Source organism: Citrobacter sp. Cb004 (assembly GCF_030337065.1).
In the GTDB taxonomy this organism is placed as follows: Bacteria; Pseudomonadota; Gammaproteobacteria; order Enterobacterales; family Enterobacteriaceae; genus Citrobacter; species Citrobacter braakii.
This window is the reverse complement of the sequence record NZ_JAOWCH010000059.1, coordinates 175,974-192,976: the sequence shown is the minus strand read 5'-3', so window position 1 is coordinate 192,976 and position 17,003 is coordinate 175,974. Positions and strand designations below refer to the sequence as shown.

Genomic DNA, 17,003 nt, shown 5'->3' with positions numbered 1-17,003 from the left:
AAGCTTACTTTGCGCCAGCATGTCATCGTGTCGTTACTCAGTCTTTTTTCGCAGCGTTTGCGAAGAAGATATCAGACTGAATGTCTTTAGTGCGGATGGTAAACAGCTGATTAGTCAGATCTTCCGTCAGCTTCTCGGCATCGGCCATGATGCGCAAGTTGAAGTCATTCAGCATCTTATCTGCGGCAGGTTTATCGGTTTTTGCCATCTTCAGATATTTTGCTTCGACCTCTTTTTGCTCCTTCGCCACTTTATCTTCCCATGCTTTGTAGGCTTTTTTGACGATTGGCGCGAGCTTCGGATAATCGGTCATCGTCAGCGTCTGTAACTTACGGTATTTCCAGTAAATGGACTGATCGTCCGCTTTATCGGTACCCATCGTATAGTTTACCGGATACGCTTTCAGGCCGCTGTAGTACGGAACAAACGCGGTGAGGTCGGCCATACCCAGACCAATGTAGGTCGTTTCACCAATCTCTTTTGGCAACCACGGACGGACCTGCATCACGTGCGCTTCATAGGTGCGGAAGACGCTAACCGGACGCCATGGCTCTTTGCCGTTCAGACCGTTGGTGTACGGGTCATGGCTGGTGCCTTCGTAATGGTTACGCAGCACGGCCTTCACATCATCCAGCGTCATCTTCTTCTCTGGCGTCATGAACACCGGGAATTCGCGCCCTTTGGCCATATCCTGATTTACGGAAGGATTGAACTCTTTCTGGATGGTCCATACGCGAGGATCGTTATAAGTGCGGTCACGCTCATCATCACGGGTATAGGCTTTGGAGAAGTTGAATTTGCCATCTTTTGCCGGTTCGTACAGACCTTTTTCGGTCGCAAATTGAATCAGGTTTTTTGACGCCATCATGTCCGGGTTTTTAGGGTCGTAATCCTGTAAGCGGCCCTGATTACCGGTGGCAAAATACTGGTTATTCGGCAGGCGCTGCGCCATCCACTGGTGACCGCTGCCGGTTTCCAGGTACCAGATTTCGTTATCGTCGACGACGGCCACGCCAAAACCTTCCCCAGCGCCGACGGTCTCAACGATATGACCCAGTAGCGCCACGGCTTCACGCGCGGTTTTGCTCTGGGACAACAGAATATCCGGGATATCATCTTCGGTGATCCCTTTATCCTCGACATAGGGGTCGGCAGCCAGCGCTTTTGCTGAGGCAAAAATAGATTCTGTACCGCTCACGCCAACGCCCAATTCGTTAAATCCGGTCGCGCCGTGCAGTTGGGTTTTCCAGTTTGGAACGGTGGTATAACGCAGAGAGTTTTTGGGTAGCGGCCAGGTAAAGTCATTCGCGCCATTATGTGCTTTGGTGCTGTATATCCCGGTCTGATTCTGCTTGGCCGGATGAATGACAAAATGCTGCGCTTTCAGGGCATCGCTGTCAGCGCTACGGGCTACCAGCATGGAGCCGTCCGCTGATGCTTCATTACCGACCAATAGGGTCGTACAAGCAAAACCTGATGAAACAACGGCCAAATTTATAGAAAGTGCAATCAGGCACTTTTTAAAAGTAAACATTACGTATCCCTCATATGTACGCCAAAAATACACCGGAAACACACCGTTTCCTGAAATGCGATAACGCCTGAACGCTCAGACATTGCTCGCGAGAGAGATAAACGCCCCTGTCCACGTCTTCTCCAAATATCCATCCGTAGGTTGAAGTCTTCTGGGCAAAATAAAACGCCCATTTCGCTTAATTATTGCGCAATGGATATCGTGGTATTCAGGATGTTTCCTGATTCGGGATGAAGAATAGCAATGGGATATGAGTGGATTCAGTGACCCATGTCGCGTAAGTCGATGATGGCAAATATGAATTCTATTGAAGGGGGCGTGCTTTTTGTATCCGGATATGACGTTACCTTTTGCGGCAATACAGCGAGGGGACATTTGAGCTGGCAAAAATCCATGCGCCCTTATACTCCTCCATGACCAGGCTCAGGTTTCGTCCGCTTTGACGGTAAAATCCGGGTAATGTGTTGTTAATATCAGCTTCATCGGCGCTGTCAGCGAAGGTTTTGACCACCTGCATTGCCTGTAGCACTCGGGCTTCGTGCTGCCGGGTATAACTGAAATAGATGTTCCTGCTAATGTCTGAGGTATTACGTCCGTACAGTTTTCCGGTAATGGTCGCTAGCCCTGCATCTTTGTACATCCGAAATGAAACCGTACCTGCAAAGCGGTTGCTGCCAATATTCCATTCGACATTTCCAACGCAATTTAGCTGCTTTTCGGCATAGCGTGAATGCCATAGCCATCCGCCTGAGCCGAGCAATGTCGCCACGCCGATTACGATTAAAATAAGGTGGTGTATTTTTTTCATTGCCCGCGCATCCAGTAATAATGGGTAGTACAAAACGCGTGCGCATCTACCCGTGCATCTTTATCACAAACAAATGCCACGATCCTCTCCGCTTTACGGTAGCCGGAAAGGAAAACATGCTTGTTGTTTTCACAGAGAGAAGGGTGCAGTTGCATCAGATTGAAATAATTTTCCTGATCGTGATCATTCAGTGAGTAATAAATTTTACAGTTTTGCCGAGATGGGACCTGCATAGAAACAGAAATGAATTTACTAAACGGCATAACAGGACGTGTCTGATACCACACCAGCCAGATAATCAAAGTGGCAATAACGATGCCAGCGCTAAATATAATATTCCACCAGGGGACCCGCGTCGTTTGTTGTGCCGCGGGAGGAATTATCTTTGGGGGCGCGTATTCCTCTATTAGCGGTTGCTGGAAAACTTCACTCTGAGGATGCGTTATCGCCTCTACCTGCGTATTTCCATTTAATCTGAGTCCGCGTCGTGAAATAGTTTTCACCGTATCACGTGGCAGACCCACATCCGCCAGCGCATTACGTAGCGTCAGAATAGCCTGGTAAAATGTGTTGGTTGTGGTCACATTATTTCTCTCACCCCAACCCACTTTTATCAATGTGTTCTGCGAAACAATGTCACTTGCGTGAGTAATTAAATAGAGAAAGCAAAGCGAAGCTGGGAGCTGAAGTTGTATTGCGCGCCCGGTCTGACGATTGACCAGACTTTTGCTGTCAGGATTAAATTCGACCAACTGATTGATAAGGTACAATTGCCCAGCCCTCAGTAACTATAACGTATCACCGCGTGTGCCTACACATACCTTAAATTTTACATCCAAATCGTGAATATGCCTCACTCTTTGTACGTGATCGAAGATAAGAATTTCACTTAAGGATTAAAAACACTTTAAATACAATGTGTTACGTGTGTAAATTCTTAGGTGAGTATTAACTAATGTTAAATAATGAGAATTCATTACAGTTTTATCTGAATTCTCATTATATTTATCAACAGCACTTCAAGGGGGATTGAGTTATCAGGATTGTGTAATTAATAAGAGCCCCTTTCATTGGTTAATTTTTAGCAAATAGTGCTTTTTTAATTTTTATTCTGGGATTTGGATTTATGCATAAAATTCCTAATACCCAGACTGTTATTCTGAGATAAAGCAGAAAAAAGCTTAGCGCAATCGCATTGCTTATAGCCTATACATAATAACATATCAGGAGTTTATTACATTTTTTAGGTGTCACTGTTATTAACTGACAAGGAATGTCACACGTGTCGGATTGACACATTTATTTACCAATGAAATATTTATGGAAAAATAACAGGAGTCATTTTTGATGAAGAGATCACCATCACAGAGTGTTCGTTGCATAAGCTGTGAATTATCCTGTCAATTATTTCCGGATACTGTGGTACGCGCCAGCTACTGTCACCGAGCCACTTTTGCGATCTGGCCAGAGGGAAATAGTTTTCTGCAAAAAGGAATTATTGAAAAACTTCTCCTTAATAATCAAAATCATTTGTCGCGTGGGTTTATTTTTGTGGACTTTTCCTTCCCAAACCTGCGCCTGTTCGCCGATCCGCAATGGGTTGACCGGCTGGCCTACAGCGGTATGTATATTGTGTTGATAGCGGACAGGAATCTCGCGCCGTTAGCCAACTACTGGCTGTCGAAAAGCAATAAAATACAAGGGATTATATATTCCGATGATGATGATGAAGTTCAGCATCAGAAAATTCGCCGATTATTTACCGGCCACCTTGCGAACAGTAAACGCGGACGCTCACTCAACTATACAGAAATGATATTACTGAAGCGATTTGTGTCAGGGAAAAGTATTCAGCAAATTACAAAAATAGATAATATAGATATTAAGAAAATATATGTCTACAAGCTCAGGCTTGAAGATAAATTAGGCCATAGCATTCATCAAATACTGTCGAATATTTTATAACGCATTTTTGATTTTTACTATTTTCACATCTTTGCGATGTGGTGGACGCCCTACGCCCGAAAGCAGGAGGCTATTATGAAAAAACCTAAGCATTACTCACGCATTGCGATAGCGGTATCAACCGCGTTAACGTCAATGGTATTTTCAACCCACGCGGCCTGGATTGATATTGATAGTCTTCCTGCCAGTGGATTGGTGAGCAGTCTTTCGCCGGAGTTGCAGGCTTTATTTCCTGCACAGGCGAATGCCAGTTTCGAAAAAACCAGCGCTACGCCGAATTATGTTTATCAGTGGAGTGCCGGTACCATTCCCGTTTTTGGTCATGGGTTAACGCTCAATGGGCCCGGGGCTGAAGCTTTTGAACACTCTGTTACCGTTATTCAGAACAGCGCAACGGGTAGCCCGGGCGTTATTTTCGGTGACGACCTGACGATTCGCACACAGTCAAAGAATGCCGCTAATAATGGTAAAGATGTTGACGGTATCCGCACGCACGGGGCTAATACGCCGGATAATCCAGTCTTTATTATCACCGGGGATCGCACCAGTATTTATGTGGACGGCCAGGATGGTGATGGTATTAACGCCGGTTACAACGCCTATAATGGTGGGCAGGGTTGGAAAGGCTCGGCCAACATTTACGTCGGCGACGATCTGTATATTCAAACCACCGGTAACCAGGGGCGTGGCATCACGGCAAACGCGATGAGAGACGAAACGCTGGCTAAAAATACGATTATCGTCGGCGACCGTGCCCACATTGTGACGACCGGTAGCAGCTCAGAAGGTCTCCGCACCGGGCAGAGCGGGTCCTCAATCCGCCTTGGCAATGACGCCACCATCGAGACGTCGGGTGCTTCCTCGACGGGGATTTATGCCGCCTCATCTTCCAAAACGGAACTGGGCAATAACGCCACTATTTCGGTGAGCGGAGCCAGCGCACATGCGGTTTATTCCACTAATGCAACCGTGAATCTCGGCGAAAACGCAACGATCAACGTCAACAATTCGGCGAAAGCGGCGTCATACAGCAAAGCGCCACGCGGCCTGTATGCGATTTCACGCGGTACGATAAACCTGGCAGGTGGCGCCGCCATTACCATGGCGGGCAATCACAGCAATGAAAGTTATGCCATCAGTACAGAAACGGGCGGTATCGTCGACGGTTCTGCTGGCGGGCGTTTCCTTATCGACGGCGATCTTCACGCAGCCGGTGCTACTGCCGCAAACAACACCCAGCCGCAGCAAAACAGTACCATCAACCTCAATATGACCGACAACTCGTTGTGGAGTGGGGCGTCATACGTCACCAGCGCCACTGCCGGGACGGGGGTTATCTCGCTGCAAATGAGCGATGCGACCTGGAACATGACCAACAGCTCAACGCTCACTGACCTGACGCTGAACGGCGGGTCAGTGGTGAACTTTGGGCATGCTGACGGCGAACCGTGGCAGACGCTTACTATCAATGAAGATTTTACCGGCAACGGCGGAAAACTCGTTTTCAATACCGTCCTGAATGACGATGCCTCCGAAACCGACAAGCTGAAAGTGCTCGGCAACACCGCGGGTAACGCGTTTGTGGCGGTGAACAATATCGGCGGAACTGGGGCGCAAACCGTTGAAGGTATTGAGATCATCGAAGTGGCCGGTAATTCTGACGGTACTTTTGAGAAAGCGGGCCGTATTGTTGCCGGTGCGTACGACTATAACGTGGTGCAAAAGGGCAGCAACTGGTATCTGACCAGCTTTATTCCTGCTCCGCCGGATCCGGAAGAGCCGGACCCCGTCGATCCGGACCCGGTTGACCCTATTGACCCAGATCCCGTTGACCCGGACCCGGTTGACCCTATTGACCCAGGTCCTGTTGACCCGGACCCGGTCGATCCTGTCGACCCGATTATCCCTGAGCCGGAAGAACCTGTTGCGCCCCCTGTCACTGAGCAGCAGTACCGCCCGGAAGCAGGCAGTTATCTGGCGAACAACTACGCTGCTAACACGCTGTTCATGACCCGACTCCACGATCGTCTGGGGGAAACGCAGTACGTCGATATGCTGACGGGCGAGAAAAAAGTCACCAGTCTGTGGATGCGTAACGTCGGGGCACATACCCGCTTCAAAGACGGTAGCGGGCAGTTGAAAACCCAAAGCAACAGCTATGTCTTGCAGTTAGGCGGTGACCTGGCGCAGTGGAGCAGCGATGGCCTCGACCGCTGGCACCTCGGTGCGATGGCTGGTTATGCCAACAGCCAGAACCGCACGCAGTCCAGTCTGACCGGCTACCATTCACGTGGTCAGGTCACCGGTTACAGCGTGGGACTGTACGGCACCTGGTATGCCAATGACGCTGACAAGACCGGCACTTACGTAGACACCTGGATGCTGTACAACTGGTTTGATAACAAGGTGATGGGTCAGGAGCAGGCGACGGAGAAATATAAATCCAGCGGGATCACCGCTTCTGTTGAAGCCGGTTACAGCTTCAAACTGGGTGAAAACGAGCGCAACAGCTATTGGCTGCAACCGAAAGCTCAGGTGGTGTGGATGGACGTGCAGGCCGACAGCCACCGTGAAGCGAACGGTACCCGCGTGAAGGACAACACCGATGGCAACATGATGACCCGTCTGGGGGTAAAAGCCTTTATCAACGGTCACAACGCCATCGACGACGGTAAATCTCGTGAGTTCCAGCCGTTTGTTGAAGCCAACTGGATCCACAACACGCAGACGACTCGCGTGAAGATGGACGATGTGAGCAACGACATGCGTGGCACCAAGAACATTGGCGAGCTGAAAGTCGGCGTTGAAGGTCAAATCACTCCGCGCCTCAACGTGTGGAGCAACGTGGCCCAACAGGTCGGCGATAAAGGCTACAGCGATACCCGCGGTATGCTGGGCGTGAAATATAACTTCTGACGTAGTTGCAGGTAATGGAAAAGCCGCTGATTAATGGGTCAGCGGCTTTATTTTTTGTGGGGGGGAGGCCGGATAAAGATTTCAGCAATCCCCCCACCTGTTGCGCCAAAGCCGTTTTTTTCTGTGGAGTTCCTTAAAGATATAGAAGAATAATTTAAGGAAAATTGTATGTATAAATCATCAGGACTATTTTTTTACTTTCAAAGCAAACTGCTTCGGTGTAATGCCAAAGAACTCTTTAAAATTACGAATAAAATAAGATGTATTGGTGTAGCCCACTTCATTCGCGATTCTATTAATATGCTTCTCGGTAGTGGTGATGAGTTTTGCCGCCTGATGCATGCGAATATCCAGCACTAGTGTATTAAAATTATTACTCTCTTTCTCCAGCTTTTTACGAATCGACACCTCCGACATATGTAAAATGCTCGCCAGATCTGCCAGCTTCCAAGATTTAGAGAGATCAGCTTCAATGATTGACTTCAGCCGCTCAGTAAAGGTGGTATCCGTTGATACTGACAAGGAATAAACTAACGATTCTATATCCCTCATTTTAGAAAGAAGATAAGTTATTTTATAAACTTGTCGGTGTTGTGGGACATCGCTTCCAGTTAATCGTTTGAAAATTTTTGTATCTGTTTCATCAACAGGACAAGTAAATATTTTACGCCGCATCTGGTTAACGCTTTGCGGATCCAACAGAAGCGGTTCCATCACTTTACAGATACAACTCAATACATCACTGTCAACTTGATAGAGCTCATAGGGAACACCTTTGCCTAACACTTTTAATGCAATATCAATCACGGTGTTTTTTTCGACGTAACAAAGTGATTCAGGGGGAACATTAAAGGACTGCCCATCTTTTGTTTTTATAAGCAGTTGCGCATCCCGCAGATAGATAATCGCACAGTTATAAAAACGGATTTTTTTCAGCACCAACAGATTGTTGTGTGCAAAATTTTCCTTAGCCGGAAAAATAAGGTTACTTAAAGCACTTTGGCTATTCATACAGTCACCCCCATGCTTTGTATGCATATAATTTCATGGGTTATCAGCCATGTAAACTCGGAATTTTTTAATAATAGGAAAAATGTATAATTCTAATTATTTGTTTTTTAACTATGTATTTCTTTAAAATACAAAGAGTTACCCAGTGGCTTTGGTGAGATAATTAACAATTTTAATATTTTCAATGAGAAATAGTGCGAAAATATGGCAATCACACATTCGGTGCAAGAAAAAAATTCTTAAGCAATATCGGAAGCTTTCGGCTGGATTCTGCCCCCAGTTTGCGTTTAATAGATTGTATTTTATAATAAATACTGCTCTCTTTTAGCTGCGTTAGCGTCGCGATTTCTCCGATTCTCTTCCTCTTAAAAAAATACAGATAGACTATTTTTCGTTCATCATCCGTCAAGCCATTGAACACTGAAGCAGGCGAAGGTGTTCGGCTTGAGAACACACGCAGCTTCTCATTCTGGTATGATACCTGCTTAAAGCAGAGGCAGGTTACCGGGAATTTTTCCATCAAAAAGCAGTAAGATAAGTAATCATCCCTGTCACAAACCAAATAGACTTTTTTATATTTATTCAGTATTTCATGAGCAGAATAAAAATTCCTGTACTCGTAACATTTAAAATCTGAATTGTCATTGGCGAGCAATGATAATCCGTAATTGAAAAAAGCATTTTTACTTGCCAATAAAAAAGCAGTGGACATAAGAACTATTCGCTATCAAATGTATTAGACACCTTAACTAAAAGTGACTATAAGGTATGAAAAGTACAAAAACCACCCTAAAAAATAATCCAATGCGATAAAATTATGTACCACAACTTATAGTGTAAATGGATTTAATTATCACTTGCAATTAATCCATAAAAAAGCCTGAACTATCGATTCAGGCTTTTACTTGCTCAAAATTTAAAATCAAAATGAATAACGAATATTGGCGTTAATTGCCTTATCAATATCGTAATGACCAAACGCCGAACGCTCAACATTAAGACTAATCCTGGTGTTTTCTTTTATTTCAGCATTGACACCGAAATTAAAGTTTACCCGGCTATCTTTACCATTTCTGATGGACGTTTTCCCGGCAAAATCACGAATGACCGTCTTCGCAGGATTAAACAGGTCATACTGATAATGAACGCCCGTCAGCGCGGTCAACTTCCAGTCTTTACCTGTGAAGGTTTTACCGATATCAACGCCGGTACGACCTATCAATGGATTATCCTGCTTACGCTGCATACGGATGTCTGAGCCTGCAGACTGCCAGTCAAACCGGTTTCCTGACACCGAGCCATAAACCAATTCCGTCTGCGGCTGAATAAAGGTTTCGTCAGGTAACGAGAAGCGCCAGCCGGTTTCTGCGCCCAGATACCAGGAATGTGAGCGGTAATCCTGCTCCGGCATTTCGATTTCGCTTGCCGAATAGTGGTTATCGTGGCGGACATATTTACCGATTGCATCCACATACAGCCCGGAGTCAAACATCGCGGAAGCATAGAAACCGATACCGGTTGATTTTGTCTGACCGGACCAGCCATCACCATGGCTGCTATTGTGAGTGAACGTTGCCGTCACACCGGTAAACAGATCACCGCCGTCAAACGCGTGCTTTCTGTCGGCTCCAATCTGCAGATGTGTCCAGCTGTTGGAATTGCCCGCCTCAGCGGAACCCGTACCGCTGAAGATTCGCGCCCACGCCCCGGTTTCACCGTGGGTGTTGCGCAGATCGCCCATGCGGTAGTTCAGGTTGTTCATCTCTGTCAGGAAGTTTTTAAATCCCGCATTCATAATTGATTTGCTGGCCTGCAGCGCCGCGTTGTCCTGCTGCACGTCAAATCCTTCCAGCCGCCATTGTTTACTGTTTTCGCTCTCCACGATGCCCAATTGCGGCGTGAAGGTATGAATACCCGCGCGCTGTGTCACTGGTTTGAGCGTGAACACATCGGCAGCCGTCGTTTTCGGCGCTGTGACTAACGCTACGGATGACATTCCCTGGCTCACTGAAGCCACAGACGGGACAACAACTAGCGCATTGTTTTTACCGGACAGCGACTGGTTAACCGTTACCGTATCTGCCGTTTTTCCATCAGTGTTCATGACGAATTGGCTGTTGCTTGCAGTCAGGGTGTCTACTGTCAGAGAGCCTGGTGAGCCGGCTTTGCTGAAGCGCACTTGCGAACCGTCCAGGTTGAGGGATTTCACCATGGACTGTCCGTCTGCCTGCCAGAGAGTATTCGTCATCGTCGCACCGGCGAGGGGCGCATTCAGGTTGCCACCATAAGCCGTGAACAGATTCTCACTGGCTTCCTCTGCTGTACCAAAATTCAGGTTGGCAGTATCATTCGCCTGAATATTTCCCGTTATTACGCTACCCGTGCCGACATTCAGCGTGGTGCCTTGGCCGTTAAAGCGCCAGCGCTCAGCCGAGTACTGTCCGGACAACAGCGAAAGTGTCGATCCCGCACCGGCAGCCACTTCACTGTCAGAAATCAGACCCAAGGTTGCCGTCAGCTTCGCGCCATCCGCCAGCGACAGCGATGAGTGGCTGAAGCTGCTTTTCTGGTTGAGAACGGCATCGGTGGACGCCACCGTCACCGAGCTGTCTGCGCTGTCAATCCCGCCGGTAAAATGCTCATTAATGTTAAGAGTAGAACTGTTATTCAGCTGTACGCGGCCGGTGAAACGGCTCCGATCGGCGTCGTTTGTCGCTTTAGACTGCCCGAATGACGACGTGGTTTTCACACCGTTACCGTCATTGAGGTCGATATAGAGATCTTCACTACCCAGCGTCACGGCAGAATGGTCTGCAAAAAGCGTTGTATTGAGGCTAGCATTCCTCGCCAGACTGAAATCAGTATTGTAAAGATTAAGCTGTTTCAGGCTGAACTGGCGGGTCTCCCAGTCACTTTGGGTAAAGGAAACCGGCTGAGTGAGGACAGAATTGTCGCCAAGCGCCTTCAGCTTATCCGCGACAGCCTGAGTACTGACGGCATGTACAACCGGATGCCCCTGAATAAACAGGCGGCCATTATGCTGGGTGAAGTTTCCCTCCGTGTTCATCCCACCATCCATGACAAAGTCGTTCTGCGTTCCGGGCGTCACGGTATTTTTAACATCAACATTACCGGTAAAATGGCCGTGCCAGATGTTGGCAACCGCCGTCGTGGCATCTGGCTTGTTGAAATCCAGGTTGACGGAGGCCTGACTCCCGCTGTTGGTCAGAATCGCCCCATCGTCGGCGCCGTTCAGCTGATGGAAGGTGAGGCTGTTACCGTTGATATCGAGCTTACCGCCGCGATAGCCCCATTTGATATTGTCGGGATTGACCTGTTTGTCATCGCTTAACACAACGGTTGGGCGACCGCTTACAATACTGACATTATTAAAGGCCTGAACATTACCATCGCTATCCGGCCGTTGTGCCAGGACGACAGTTCCTTCGCCAACATTCAGCCCTCCGGGGTTGATTCCCGTGCCGTTAACTTTTAATGTCCCGACACCAAGTTTGTGCAGGTTATCGCCCTGAACACCATTTACTTGCCAGTCAACGCTATGATCGCCGTTGATAATGATCCCACCACCTTTCCAGGTCTGAGAGTCGAGCGGTTTGACCGTATAATCGTCATCAAAAGTCAGCGTTCCTGCACCCTGGTTAACGGCATGTTCTAATACAACGGTGCCACCGCCCTGGAAGGTGAGATCTTTACCGCTGTTTAATGAGGTTGGCGCAGTAGGGCCGAAATTGCCATGCATTGACCATGAGGCTGCACCCTGGGTTAATGTGCCAACGCCTGTGTTATCATCATATGACCAGCGAATATCTCCCTCATTTTGTTGTGATTTAATGGGAGCATCAGCGTCCTGTTTCATGGTATCAGCCACATCTCCGACAGGGATGATCGTATACCAGTTAGTTTTTCCATTCACACCCGCGTAAGAATTGAGCACGGCAGTGACAACCCATTTATTTTGCTTAGCATCCCAGGCAAAAAGTGGGGAACCACTGTCGCCAGGTGTGCCATAGGTGGAAAGTGGCGTATTTGTTGTATTAGTGACAAAACTCCAGTCCGAAATAAACGGATGATTTACGATCCCCCCGGTTTTATACAAGTATGCCCCTGACAGCTTAGTCAGTTTACCACTCTCATCTTTTACATATTGCGTTCCCGTACCGACCCGATAGAAAACGGGGAACCGTTCCTGATTCTGATATGTGCCTTTGGCCGTTCCCGCGTCAGTCATATCCAGAGCGCTAACCTCTGTCACAATTTTGTTTAGTCGGGGGGTATGGAAGTCTCGCTTGTGGTTATTTCTGTCAACCAGGGTGTAGGTAGTGTCGTCGTTGTAACCAAACTTCACCTTTTTATAGCCCACATTGTGCTTAACGCTGACGATATATTGTGGCGCAACTAATGTAGCAACCCCAGTCCTGTCATTAGAACTGAAATCTATCATGGGCGCTTTATTTAACGTGGTGACGACATTTCCATTTTTATCATATAGCGGGATGTTTTCTGCATCTGGTTTAAACGAGCCTTTATTTTCAGCGAAATCGCGATATGTTTGATAATTAACCCCACTGCTGACAACAGAAGCATTTGATGCAGCAGAAGATAATATCCCCAACATACTCACTAGCAGTACGCTTATTGATATCCGTGGAATGATGTTCTTCCTTATACCTTCACTGACTTCTGAAACGACAACCGCCTCACCTTTACTGTTCTTTTTTATCGCGTATATCTTATTCACGTTTCCCCCAGTCACTATCCGCTTAAATAAATGACATTTAAATGAAAATCAGATCCAGTCAATAAAAAAAAGCGTCTTTTTATTTTTTTATCCTGAAAGAGCATTGTAATGAGGAATTTACTGCCACCTTTTTCTATTTTTATCAGCTCTATTGAAAATAAAAGAGTTAGTTATAAAAATTGAAACAATACAATTAACCGAATCGCAAATAAAAAAACCGATAAAAAAGTAACGATTGCTATTTTGGGGTTTGCCAGCGAGTTTTTAGATCAATATATTCCGTCTCGCTCATTAAGATTGTTATGAGCTGAATTATGAATTAAGCCTATTAATGGAGTATAAAATGAAAAAGCTGATTTTAGGTTCGGCAATTGTGGCAGTTCTGGGTGTAGCGTCTAGTGCTATGGCTGCGCCAAACACCGGTACTGTAAACTTTACGGGTAGTGTTTCGACTGCTACTTGCGATCTTTCTTTGAAAGATAATGCTGGTGGGGATATTTCAAATGTTAATTTAGGTGTTCTTTCAAATACATCAACCAAAAATGGTACTCCTGTCCAATTTAAGTTGGTACCTCAAGATGCGACTTGCCTTGCTAAAACTTCTGCTAATGTAGCCTGGACATCCTCCACGCTGGCTGCGGCAGGTATTAGTAACGCCGCTACTGGGGGAACTAACGCTTATTTGTTGGTTGCAGCAACCAACGCCACCCAGACAGGTACTAATTCTTATATCAAACAAGGGCAAACCTCTTTTGATTATACTGCTGCGGGAGGTGTTAAATCTTTTGATTATAGTGCAGTACTTGCAAAACCGACCGCAGCTCTGACTGCAGGCCCATTCAATGCATCTGCAAGCTATGTCGTAACCTATAAATAATTATCTTTTGATTAAAAGGGAGTTACCGCTCCCTTCTTAAATAAGATACATGTCGGCAAGGTTTTAAAATGAAGATAAAAGTATTATGTGTCGCTATCATTTTTCATTTATGGTCGAATGAAATTCTTGCCGACGATTTTAACTACAGTTTTATCCGTGGTGGCAGTAAAGATGTACCTGAGGTGTTGAAGAATACCGGGCAAAACATACCCGGAAACTATGTTGTCGATTTACTATTTAATGGCTCCAAGACAGCGGCCTCTGTAGAATTAGCTATCAGCAATGATGATGCTGAGCATATTTGCCTTTCTGATAAATGGTTACAGGAACAAAATATTCATATTAATAAAGAATTCTATAAACAGTATCTTAATCCCGCACGCAACTGCTATCTTATCGATAAAGAAAAGAACAGTCGGGTAAAATTTGATCCTTCCTTGCAGGAGTTATCAATCGATATGCCTCAGGCTGGCTTTATAGATTCAAAAAAGGAAGGCGGCACCTGGGATTATGGCAGTACCGGTTTCAAACTCGCCTATGATCTTAATACGTCAAAATCTACTGACCAGGATCGGACAACATACGGTAACATCGAAGGCCAGATCAATATCGGCGAATGGGTCCTGTTGGGTAGGGGATATGCATATCAGGGAGAAAAGTTTGAGAGCAATAACCTGCTGTTAACACATGCGATAAAATCGATTAAATCAGATATTCTTATCGGTAAAACCCAGTCCTACAATACCCTGAACGATGGTTTTACCTTTTATGGCGCGCAGTTAAAGTCTAATCAGGATATGTATCCCTGGGACTCGCAGTCTTATGCTCCGGTCATTAATGGTATTGCCAGAACACATGCCCGTGTCACTGTCGAACAAGGCGGATACACATTAAAGTCGTTCGTGGTTCCACCGGGTCCTTTTGTGATTAACGATCTGACCGGCGTATATTCTGGCGACATTATCTTAAAAATTTATGAAGAGGATGGTTCGGTAAAAGAACAGCGATTCCCCGTCGCCGTGCTGCCAAATTTATTAAAACCCGGAAATTATAATTACAATATCGCGGTGGGGAGTAAAGTTGACCAATACAGTAACAAGCGTGATGATGACAGCTTATTCGCGCAAATCACTTATGATTACGGTTTTGAGCCCTTTACGCTCAATACCTCTGCACTGGTCGATAAAAACTATAACAACATTGGTCTGGGTCTTATCCGCTCTTTCGGCTGGTTTGGCGCGGTGGCAATGAGTGGCAATCTGTCACAGGCAAAATACCATAATGGTAAAGCCATGAACGGCTTTAGCGCATCGGTGAAATATGCCCGCACCTTAGGGGAAAACGCAAATTTACAGTTGATTGGTTATCGTTTTAACTCAGAAAACTATATTGATTACACGGATTTTAACTATCGCTGTTTAGGCCTGTTAAACAACAGGCCTAAACAGCGATACGAATCGATTATCACCTATCAGCTTCCGGAAATGAATGTGTTCTTCAACATGTCGGCCTGGAAGGAAGACTATTGGGACAGTTCCAGTGAGGTAGGTGCAAACCTGAATCTCAGTAAGAGCTTTAATAATATTTCTGTCTCTCTGAATGCCGGGTATTCCCGACTGCAGGGGATGGATAACGATTATAACACCGGTATTTCACTGAGCGTGCCCTTTAGCGTGTTTGATAAATCGCACTATAGCTTCTCTGGCATAAATTACGATCGCCGTAATGGTACGAATTTCAATACCGGTGTTTCGGGAAGCATTAATTCTCGCCTGAGTTATAACGCATCCATCAGTCAGTCACGCAACACCACGGGAAGCGCGATTTCAGCTTCTTATCTGTTTGATGAGGTTCAAACCTCGGCCAGCTATTCGCAAACGGGGAGCTCGTCCAGCTCTTCCTTCCAGGTTGGCGGAAGTGTTATCGGACTGCCAGATGCAGGTATTCTTTTTACGCCAGTGAAAAATGATGAAATTGCCGTTGTACAAATGGAAGATGTTCCAGGCGTCAGATTTAATGGTTCCATGCCTGGCGATAAAAAAGGGCGCGCTGTCATACCGTTAACCGCGTATAACAATAATACCATCACCGTCAATGCGGATAACTTGCCACAGAGCGTTGAGTTAACAGAAAACGCAATCAATGTGACGCCGACGGAAAACGCGATTATCTATAAGAAAGTGAAATACAGAAAAATTAACACGTATATCGTAAAAGTCATCAGCAGTAATGGTTTTGTTATTCCAATGGGAAGCATCGCTAAAAATGCAGAAAATCAGGAAATTGGTTACGTCAACAACGGCGGGATTCTGTTAATGAATCTTGAAGATAAAGATGAAGGGATCATTTCTGTTGGTGATTGCAAATTCGATTCACGATCGCTGCAGAAAGATATGGGTAAAGTACAGGAGATTAAGTGTGGCTAAGAACAATAAACTGAGAAAGTTTTTCATTTCTGCATCACTGTTGTTATTTACAGCATCAAGTCATGCGGCGTTTGTCCTTAACAGCACACGTTATGTGTTTGATGAAAAAAGAGAGAATATCTCTGTACAGGTTGATAACCAGTCTACTCAGGAATATGGCGGACAGATATGGATTGAAAACCAGGACCAAAACGACAAGAACGTCTATTTTGTACCCAGCCCCACGTTCTTTAAAGTGGCCGATCAGCACAAACAGATCCTGCGTATCCTGAAAATTAATGATGCGCTACCAAAAGATAAAGAATCGCTTTTCTGGATCAACATCCAAGAGATACCCAAAGCACCAAAAGACGGCGTGAATGCATTATCCATTGCGCTACATACTCAGGTCAAAATGTTTTATCGGCCTGATGCCCTGAAAGAGAAAAGGGAAAACGCCGAACAGAATATTAAAATGATAAGCAGTGAGGACAATACCGTTCTCTGGAACGACACCCCTTATTATTTTGCAATCATCAGTGTTAAACAAAACGGAACGCCCATTAAAGTTAGCGATGATATTAAAGATAAACTGTCTGTTTTTGCTCCAGGTGAAAAAATTTCGCTGGGTAAGTTAATTTCCAGTAACAGCCTCAGTATTGTAGCATTTGATGATTATGGCGTTGACAAAGAGTATAAATTAAACAAATCCTGATTCGTGTAAGGTT

General features: G+C 45.8%; 10 protein-coding genes. 5 read left to right on the top strand and 5 right to left on the bottom strand.

Going from position 1 to position 17,003, the window contains the following annotated elements:
• Positions 1-37: 37 nt before the first annotated feature.
• The 3 genes from OGV65_RS13260 to OGV65_RS13250 form a co-directional block, all read right to left on the bottom strand.
• Positions 38-1,534: a C69 family dipeptidase gene (locus OGV65_RS13260; RefSeq protein ID WP_279265419.1), complete on the bottom strand. Its 1,497-nt coding sequence runs from the start codon at positions 1,532-1,534 to the stop codon at positions 38-40.
• A gap of 343 nt (positions 1,535-1,877) precedes the next feature.
• Positions 1,878-2,342 carry a hypothetical protein gene (locus tag OGV65_RS13255; protein WP_016155024.1) on the bottom strand — a complete coding sequence of 155 codons (465 nt, stop codon included), beginning with the start codon at positions 2,340-2,342 and terminating at the stop codon, positions 1,878-1,880.
• Positions 2,339-3,112: a winged helix-turn-helix domain-containing protein gene (locus tag OGV65_RS13250; protein WP_286455043.1), complete on the bottom strand. Its 774-nt coding sequence runs from the start codon at positions 3,110-3,112 to the stop codon at positions 2,339-2,341. Before OGV65_RS13250 ends, OGV65_RS13255 begins: the two co-directional genes overlap by 4 nt.
• Positions 3,113-3,689: 577 nt before the next feature.
• Between OGV65_RS13250 and OGV65_RS13245 the strand changes: the two genes are divergently transcribed.
• A complete protein-coding gene (locus tag OGV65_RS13245) occupies positions 3,690-4,307 on the top strand; it encodes a helix-turn-helix transcriptional regulator (protein ID WP_046276006.1) in 618 nt (205 codons plus the stop codon).
• Between the two features lie 75 nt (positions 4,308-4,382).
• Entirely contained in the window at positions 4,383-7,223 is a 2,841-nt protein-coding gene (gene misL, locus OGV65_RS13240; RefSeq protein ID WP_286455042.1) for an intestinal colonization autotransporter adhesin MisL, read from the top strand.
• 186 nt (positions 7,224-7,409) lie between these two features.
• Here misL and OGV65_RS13235 read toward each other — a convergent pair whose 3' ends face one another.
• Together OGV65_RS13235 and OGV65_RS13230 are read right to left on the bottom strand one after the other, a co-directional pair.
• Complete coding sequence (locus OGV65_RS13235; RefSeq protein WP_286455039.1) at positions 7,410-8,234, bottom strand: AraC family transcriptional regulator; 825 nt, start codon at positions 8,232-8,234, stop codon at positions 7,410-7,412.
• Positions 8,235-9,156: 922 nt separating this feature from the next.
• Positions 9,157-12,993 (bottom strand): S6 family peptidase, encoded by a 3,837-nt coding sequence (locus OGV65_RS13230; protein ID WP_286455038.1) that lies wholly within the window; start codon positions 12,991-12,993, stop codon positions 9,157-9,159.
• A gap of 343 nt (positions 12,994-13,336) precedes the next feature.
• Here OGV65_RS13230 and OGV65_RS13225 point away from each other — a divergent pair, with 343 nt between their 5' ends.
• From OGV65_RS13225 to OGV65_RS13215, 3 genes are all read left to right on the top strand, one after another.
• A complete protein-coding gene (locus OGV65_RS13225) occupies positions 13,337-13,870 on the top strand; it encodes a fimbrial protein (RefSeq protein WP_200046798.1) in 534 nt (177 codons plus the stop codon).
• Positions 13,871-13,938: 68 nt separating this feature from the next.
• Positions 13,939-16,296: a PefC/AfrB family outer membrane usher protein gene (gene pefC / locus OGV65_RS13220; protein ID WP_286455035.1), complete on the top strand. Its 2,358-nt coding sequence runs from the start codon at positions 13,939-13,941 to the stop codon at positions 16,294-16,296.
• Complete coding sequence (locus tag OGV65_RS13215) at positions 16,289-16,990, top strand: fimbrial chaperone (RefSeq protein WP_200046800.1); 702 nt, start codon at positions 16,289-16,291, stop codon at positions 16,988-16,990. Before pefC ends, OGV65_RS13215 begins: the two co-directional genes overlap by 8 nt.
• Positions 16,991-17,003: the final 13 nt, after the last annotated feature.